This window comes from Streptomyces sp. 8L (assembly GCF_020176795.1).
Classification (GTDB): Bacteria; Actinomycetota; Actinomycetes; order Streptomycetales; family Streptomycetaceae; genus Streptomyces.
Window position 1 is genome coordinate 1 of the sequence record NZ_JAIUKE010000507.1, and the last position, 7670, is coordinate 7670.

The window sequence follows — 7670 nt, forward strand, 5'->3', positions numbered from 1 at the left end:
CCGGGCACGGGCGGGGTCCCACGGCCCACCCCTTGGGGCGCGCCCCCGGGGCCCTAAATGGCTCCCCGCCCCCCCCCGCCCCCCCCCCCCCCGGGGGCGGGGCCGGGGCAGTCGCGGGGTCCGCGTCAGGTGTCCTTCGGCTTCGTCAGGTCGTACAGCGTCGTGCCGTCCACGGTCACCTTGGTGTAGTTCTTCTCCACCCAGGTGGTGATGGCACTGCTGCCGCCACCTCCGGGGCCGCCCATGCCGCCGCCCTGACCGGAGCTCAGGAGATAGTGGATGCGGCCGTCCGCCACGTACCGCTTGAACTGGGCGAGGGTGGGGGAGGGGTCACTGCCGTTGAAGCCGCCGATGGGCATCACCGGCCGCTCGGTGGCGAGTTGGTAGCCGGCCGCGTTCTGCGAGCCCACGGCCGCCGCGACCCAGGTGTAGCGCGACGCGTTCTTCTCCAGCGCCGACTCCACGGCGGAGCTGACCTTCTGCGCGTCGAGCAGACCGCCCATACCGCCGCCGGCCCTGCCGCCGCCCTCGCCGAAGGCGCCGCCCGCGCGCGTGCCCTGCCCGCCGCCGGGGCGCTGCCCGCTCCCCTGAGCGGTCCCCGCCGGGGGCTGTCCTCCGCCCTGCCCGGTCGGCGGGTTCTGCCCACCGCCGGAACCCCCCGCTGTCTTGCGGCCGTTGCCCTGACCGGTCGGTGTGTTGCCGCCACCGCCCTGCTGGGCGCCGCCGGGCGGGGTGAACCCGCCGGGCGCCCCCGTACGGTCGCCGAAACCACCGGGCGGGCGCATACCGCCGAAGCCGCCGCCCGCGGACGCCGGTCCCGCCGTGATGATCGAGCCCGTGTGCGGCGTCGCCACCGTCGTCATCGTGTACGCGAACGGCCCGGCGAGCGACGCCGCGAGAGCGAGCCCCATCACCGCGAGGCCGCCGCGCGGGCGCCTGGACAGCGGGGTGGCCGCCGCCGCGAGCACACCGCCCACGAGGACCGCCCAGCGCAGCCAGGGCAGGTAGTCGGGGGTGCGGCCGAGCAGGACGAACGACCACACCGACGCCGCCAGCACACTCACGCACAGGGCGCCGGCCGCGAACGGCCTGCCCCGCTCCCGCCACAGCAGCGACGCGCCCATGCCCACGAGCGCGGCCAGGTAGGGCGCCAGCGCCACCGTGTAGTACTGGTGGAAGATCCCCGCCATGAAGCTGAAGACGGCCATGGTCGCGAGGAGCGCGCCGCCCCACACCAGGAACGCCGCACGCACCGTGTCGGTACGCGTCGCGCGCCGCGTCACCACCAGCGCCGCGACGAGCATCAGCAGCGCGGCGGGCAGCAGCCAGGAGATCTGGGCACCGAGCGCGTCGCCGAACATCCGGCCGAAGCCCGCCGTACCACCGTCGCCGAAGCCCGCGCCGCCGCCGGGACCGCCGCCCCCGCCGGGTCCCGCACCGCCCTCCGGCCCTGCGACGTTCGCCGGACCGCCGACGCTCCCCGTCTCGTCACCGGTGATCCGGCCGAACCCGTTGTAGCCGAAGGTCAGTTCAAGGAACGAGTTGTTCTGGGAGCCACCGATGTAGGGACGCGAAGAGGCGGGCCACAGCTGCACCAGCGCCACCCACCAGCCGCCCGCGACGACCATCGCGAGCGCCGCCGCCAGCAGCCCGCCGAGCCTGCGGCGCAGCGGTGCGGGGGCGCACACCATGTACACCACCGCGAGCGGCGGCAGGATCAGGAACGCCTGGAGCGTCTTGGTGAGGAACGCGAAGCCGAGCAGGACGCCCGCACCCACCAGCCACTTGGTCCGCGCGCCCTCCAGCGCGCGCAGCACGCAGTACACGGCCGCCGTCATCAGCAGCGCGAGCAGCGCGTCCGGGTTGTTGAAGCGGAACATCATCGACGCGACCGGCGTCAGCGCGAGCACCACGCCCGCGAGCAGCCCCGCGGTGGCGTCGAACCTGCGCCGGACGGCCGCGTACAGCACCGCCACCGTGGCCGTCCCCATCAGCGCCTGCGGCACCAGGATCTGCCAGGAGCCGAGGCCGAACAGGCGGACCGAGAGGTCCATCGGCCACAGCGCGGCCGGAGGCTTGTCGACCGTGATCGAGTTGCCCGCGTCGGACGAGCCGAACAGGAACGCCTTCCAGCTCGAAGAGCCCGCCTGGACGGCCGCCGAGTAGAAGGAGTTGGCGTATCCGGACGCGCTCAGGTTCCACAGTTCGAGCACCGCGGTCAGCAGGAGCAGGGCGAGCAGCGCGGGCCGCACCCAGGGTGCGTCGTCGGCCCGCCCGCGCCACAGCCGGCCGGGCCAGGACCTCGGCCCGGCCGGTGCCGCGTGCGTCGCGCGGGCCGTCGCGGCGGTGTGGGAAAGCGTGCTCATCGTGCGGTCCGTTCGCCGGGGGTGGGGGAGGGCACGCGCCGCTCGGGGAAGACCCAGGCGCGCAGGAGCAGGAAGCGCAGCACGGTGGCGGCGAGGTTCGCCGCGACCAGCACCGCGAGCTCCGTGGTGTGCGGGGGCGAGCCCGTGGCCGTGTCGAGCGCGGCCAGTGAACCACTCGTCAGGGCGAGGCCGATGGCGAACACCACCAGGCCCTGGAGCTGATGGCGCACGGCCCGGTTGCGGCCCCGCACACCGAACGTCAGCCTGCGGTTGGCGGCGGTGTTGGCCACCGCCGACACGAGCAGCGCGGCGGCGTTCGCGGCCTGCGCGCCGAGGTGGGTGCGGAAGAGGGAGTAGAGCGCCAGATAGACCAGCGTGGACAGGACGCCCACCACGCAGAACCCCGCCAACTGCCGTACGAGGCGCCGCGGGGCGCCGTCCGCCCCGGCCTCCCGGGGGTCGTCGCCGGAGGGCCGGGACAGCCGGTCGAGCGGCAGTGCCCCCACCGCGAGTGCCCTGCCCACGCGCCACACGCCCTTGAGGTCCTCGACGGCGGTGCGGACGATGTGCACCCGGCTGTCCGGGTCGTCGACCCAGTCGACGGGCACCTCGTGGATGCGCAGTCCCGCGCGCTCCGCGAGGACCAGCATCTCGGTGTCGAAGAACCAGCCCGTGTCCTCGACCATCGGCAGCAGCCGCGCGGCCACGTCCGCCCGTACCGCCTTGAATCCGCACTGCGCGTCGCTGAAGCGCGCGGACAGCGAGGACTTGAGGATCACGTTGTAGGCACGCGAGACGAACTCCCGCTTCGGGCCGCGCACCACCCGGGACGTACGGGCGAGGCGCGAGCCGATCGCCAGGTCGGAGTGGCCCGAGATCAGCGGGGCCACCAGGGGCAGCAGGGCGTTGAGACCGGTGGACAGGTCGACGTCCATGTAGGCGAGGACCGGCGCGTCCGAGTGGGACCAGACCGCGTGCAGTGCGCGGCCCCGGCCCTTCTGCTCCAGCCGGCAGGAGCGCACCTCGGGAATCCTGGCGTCGAGTCGCGCGGCCACGGCCGGGGTGCGGTCGGTGGAGGCGTTGTCGGCGATGGTGATGCGGAAACCGTAGGGGAAGGTGCGGGTCAGGTGGTCGTGGAGTCTCAGGACGCAGGGCTCCAGGTCCCGTTCCTCGTTGTAGACGGGGATGGTGACATCGAGCACGGGCGGGCCCGCGGTCCTCGCCGGCAGGTGCTCCCGTGCCGGGAGCGTGTCCCCGGAAGTGGTGTCTGTGGGCATGGACCCCACGCTGGCGGAGCGCGCTGTCGTGGCGGTGTGCTCAGCCTGTGGTGACGCTGTGAGCCGGGGCCGCTTCCTGTGGGAGCGCGGCCGGGAGGGTCAGTGTGAAGACCGTACGGCCAGGGCGCGAGGCGGCCCGCACGGTGCCGCCGTGCGTGGCGGCCACGGCCCGTACGATGGCCAGACCGAGCCCGGTCGAGCCCGCCGCGCGCGAACGCGACGCGTCGCCGCGCGCGAACCGCTCGAAGACCCGCGGCAGCAACTCAGCCGGAATCCCGGGGCCGTCGTCCTCGATCTCGACCACCACGGACGCCCCCGCCCCTGCTCCGCCCGCGAGGACCCTGGCGACCACCAGAGTGCCCCGCGGTGTGTGCGTGCGGGCGTTGGCGAGCAGGTTGGCCAGCACCTGGTGCAGCCGGGCCGCGTCGCCCCGTACGACCGTCGCGGCCGGTGCGTCCTGCGGCCCGGTCTCCGGCGGTGGCAGTTCCAGTGTCCACCGGTGGCCGGGCCCCGCGGCGCGCGCGTCGCTCACCGCGTCCACCAGCAGGGGAACGAGGTCCACGGGGTCCCGCTCCAGCGGGCGGCCCTGGTCGAGGCGGGCGAGCAGCAGCAGGTCGTCCACGAGCCCCGCCATCCGGGTGGCCTCCGACTCGATCCTGCGCAGCGCGTGCCGGGTGTCCGGTCCTGTCTCCTCCCGTCCGCGGCGGGTGAGTTCGGCATAGCCCCGGATGGAGGCGAGCGGGGTGCGCAGCTCGTGCCCGGCGTCCGCGACGAACCTGCGCACCCGGGTCTCGCTCTCCTGGCGGGCGGCCAGCGCCGAACCCACGTGGCCGAGCATCCGGTTGAGCGCCGCGCCCACCTGGCCGACCTCGGTCGCCGGGTCGGCCTGAGCGGCCGGGACCCGTTCGTGCAGCGTCACCTCGCCGCTGTGCAGGGGGAGTTCGGAGACACGGGTGGCGGTCGACGCGACCCGGCGCAACGGCCGCAGTGCCACGCCGATCAGCGCGTTGCCGGTGAGCCCCGCCGCGACGAGGCCCGCGCCCGTGACGCACGCCTCCACCAGGACCAGTGTGCTGAGGCTGTCGTGCAGGGCGTCGAGCGGCAGCCCGACGAGGAAGTCGCCGTTCGCGCCGTCGGTGTGGCGCACCCGGTAGTCGCCGAGGCCCGGCAGTGTCACGGTGTGCGGCGAACCGTCGCGGGCCACACCGCCGAGCGCGGCGGCCTGCGCGGTGGTCAGGGTGGCCGCGGTGACCTGGCCGAAGCGGTCGGTGTCCTGGTGTGCGGCACTCTCGGTGTCCTGGTGTGCGGTGCTGCGGACCGCCTTGACGAGCGAACCGTCCGTGCCCAGCTGCGCACCCACCGTGCCCACCGGAGCGCCGCCCCCCGTCACGGCCAGCAGCGGGTCCCGGTTGAGCGGGGCGCCCGGCGGAAGCCCGTCGGTGGCGTCCCCGCCCTGGCCGGTGTGCGGCGGCGGCCCGGACGCGCGCATCGCGACCTGGAGGACCTGCGCGTCGAGCTGGTCGTACAGGTACGAGCGGTAGGCGATGGTGGTGACCGTGCCGATCACCGCGGCGACCACCGCGATCAGCGCCACCGCGGAGACTACGAGGCGTGCGCGCAGCGAGCGCCGCCGGGCGCGGCGGCCCCGGCCCGGGCGGCGAACGGACAACCCGCCCTCCTCGGACGCCGCACTCCCGGCGGATGCCGGACTCCCGGCGGACGGCCCGCTCCCCGCGGACGTCGTACGGCGGCGGAGCGGCACGGCCGGGCTCACGGCGCGTCCGCCCCGTCGAGCGGTTCCGCGGCCCGCAGCACATAGCCCGCCCCCCGCCTGGTGTGGATCATCGGGGCCCGGCCCGCGTCGATCTTGCGCCGCAGGTAGGAGATGTAGAGCTCGACCACGTTCGCCTTGCCGCCGAAGTCGTAGGACCACACGCGGTCGAGGATCTGCGACTTGCTCAGCACCCGGCGCGGGTTGTGCATCAGGTACCGCAGCAGCTCGAACTCGGTCGCGGTCAGCTCGACCGCGTCCCCGCCGCGCCTGGCCTCACGGCTGTCCTCGTCGAGCACCAGGTCCCCGACGGTCAGCAGCCGCTCGCCCCGCCGGGCCGCCGCCCCCGACCTGCGGATCAGGCCGCGCATCCGTGCGACCAGCTCCTCCAGGCTGAAGGGCTTCGTCACATAGTCGTCGCCGCCGGCCGTGAGGCCCGCGATACGGTCCTCGACGGCGTCCCGCGCCGTGAGGAACAGCACCGGTACCTCCGGCAGGTGGTCGCGTATCCGGCCGAGCGCCGTGAGGCCGTCCTGGTCGGGCAGCATCACGTCCAGCACGACCGCGTCGGGCCGGAACTCGCGCGCGGTGCGCACGGCGGAGGCCGCGTCGCCCGCAGCCCGCACGTCCCAGCCCTCGTAGCGCAGTGCCATGGACAGCAGCTCGGTGATCGAGGTCTCGTCGTCCACGACGAGCACCCGCACGGGCGAGCCGTCGGGGCGCAGCAGCCGGACCTGCTCCTGGGATGAGGTGGTCGTCATGGCACCACGCTCGCGTCGCGCCGTGAGAGATTCCTTGCCCGCCCCTGTGAAGGAGCTGAGAATCCCACGTCGAAGAGGTACATCGAAGAGGCATGTCGAGGAGGCACACCGAAGAGGCCGCAGCCACCGTGCCGGGTCCCGTACGCTCGGCGGAGACTACACCGGGTGAGCGGCTGCACGCGCTCCCCGTACGGGGAGAGGGATGCGCATGCGGGCCGACGAGGCGCGGGCCGCTGCCCAGGACTGGGTGCGGTCGGTGGGGCGGGGCCACGACGGGTACCTCGGTGCGTACGTGGCGGGCTCGACGGTCGCGCTGCGCGCGGAGGAAGAGGTGCCGCTCGGCTCCGACGTGGACATCATGCTCGTCACCGACCGGCCGGCCCGCGGGTTCAAACCGGGCAAAATCCGCCACCTCGGCGTGCTCTTCGATGTCACACCCGTCGCCCTGGACACCATCGCCCCGGCCGAGCGCGCCCTGGCCGTCTACCACCTCGCGGCAGGACTGAGCCGGGACAGCGTCCTGGACGACCCGACGGGCGGACTGCGGGCCCTCCAGCGGGCGGTGGAGGCGGAGTTCGCAGCGCCGGAGCGCGTACGGCAGCGGTGCGGGGCCGTACGGCGGCGGATCGAGGAGGGGCTGCGCGCGCCGGACCCGGCCGCGCCCTGGCCCGTGCGGGTCACGGGGTGGCTGTTCCCGACGTGTGTGACCGCTCATCTGCCGCTCGTCGCCGGCCTGCGCAACCCGACGGTACGCCTCCGCCACCTGCGGGCCCGCGAGCTGTTCGCGCGGACCGGACTCGCGGCCCACTACCCGTACCTGATCGGACAGTTGGACCCGGCGGGTCTCGCGCGGGAGCGGGTCATGCTGCATGTCGAGCGTCTCGCGGCCCTGTTCGACGCGACGGCGGCCGTCGCGCGCACGCCGTTCCCCTTCAGCTCCGACATCACCCCGGCCGCGCGGCCCGTGGCCGTGGACGCGAGCCGTGAGCTGGTGCGGCGGGGCGACCACCGGGAGGCGCTGTTCTGGCTCGTGGCGACCTTCGCGCGCTGCCACACCCTGCTGCACGCGGACGCCCCGGCGCTGGAGGCCGCGTTCGCTCCGGCCTTCGGCGAGTTGCTCGGGGACCTCGGTATCGCCGACGACGCGGACCTCGCGGAACGGGCCCGCTCGACCCTCGCGTACCTGCCGGAGCTCTCGCGGACGGCCGAGCGGGTGAGGGCCGCGGGCCTCTGACCGCCGAGCCCGCCCGGCCCCGACGCAGCGGTACGCGGCACCCGCGTGGATGCCGCGTACCGATGTGTCCGGTGAGCCGGCGGGTCAGGACCCTGGCGTGCGGACCGATGTGTCCAGTGAGCCGGTGGGTCAGGACCCTGTACCGACGTGTCCGGTGAGCCGGCGGCTCAGGTCCCTGGCGTGGGGGGGGGGGGGGGGGGGGGGGGGGGGGGGGGGGGGGGGGGGGGGGGGGGGGGGGGGGGGGGGGGGGGGGCGGGGGGG

At 74.8% G+C, this 7670-nt stretch carries 5 protein-coding genes; 1 reads left to right on the forward strand and 4 read right to left on the reverse strand.

What is annotated here, in order from left to right; translation table 11 throughout:
• Positions 1–125: 125 nt before the first annotated feature.
• From LCE31_RS32635 to LCE31_RS32650, 4 genes are all read right to left on the reverse strand, one after another.
• Positions 126–2366 (reverse strand): glycosyltransferase family 39 protein, encoded by a 2241-nt coding sequence (locus tag LCE31_RS32635; RefSeq protein ID WP_225020880.1) that lies wholly within the window; start codon positions 2364–2366, stop codon positions 126–128.
• A complete protein-coding gene (locus tag LCE31_RS32640) occupies positions 2363–3643 on the reverse strand; it encodes a bifunctional glycosyltransferase family 2/GtrA family protein (RefSeq protein ID WP_225020882.1) in 1281 nt (426 codons plus the stop codon). The genes LCE31_RS32635 and LCE31_RS32640 overlap by 4 nt, the downstream gene beginning before the upstream one ends.
• Positions 3644–3683: 40 nt before the next feature.
• Positions 3684–5312, reverse strand: coding sequence for a sensor histidine kinase (locus LCE31_RS32645; RefSeq protein ID WP_225020884.1), 1629 nt, complete (start codon positions 5310–5312; stop codon positions 3684–3686).
• Between the two features lie 101 nt (positions 5313–5413).
• Positions 5414–6175: a response regulator transcription factor gene (locus tag LCE31_RS32650; RefSeq protein WP_308042342.1), complete on the reverse strand. Its 762-nt coding sequence runs from the start codon at positions 6173–6175 to the stop codon at positions 5414–5416.
• Between the two features lie 208 nt (positions 6176–6383).
• Between LCE31_RS32650 and LCE31_RS32655 the strand changes: the two genes are divergently transcribed.
• Positions 6384–7409, forward strand: a complete 1026-nt coding sequence (locus LCE31_RS32655) for a hypothetical protein (protein WP_225020886.1) — start codon at positions 6384–6386, stop codon at positions 7407–7409.
• Positions 7410–7670 lie beyond the last annotated feature (261 nt).

Bases quoted from the DNA above. Each gene is read 5' to 3' on its own strand.
- LCE31_RS32650 (WP_308042342.1), bottom strand. From the start codon at position 6,175: ATGACGACCACCTCATCCCAGGAGCAGGTCCGGCTGCTGCGCCCCGAC.
- LCE31_RS32640 (WP_225020882.1), bottom strand. From the start codon at position 3,643: ATGCCCACAGACACCACTTCCGGGGACACGCTCCCGGCACGGGAGCAC.
- LCE31_RS32655 (WP_225020886.1), top strand. From the start codon at position 6,384: ATGCGGGCCGACGAGGCGCGGGCCGCTGCCCAGGACTGGGTGCGGTCG.
- LCE31_RS32635 (WP_225020880.1), bottom strand. From the start codon at position 2,366: ATGAGCACGCTTTCCCACACCGCCGCGACGGCCCGCGCGACGCACGCG.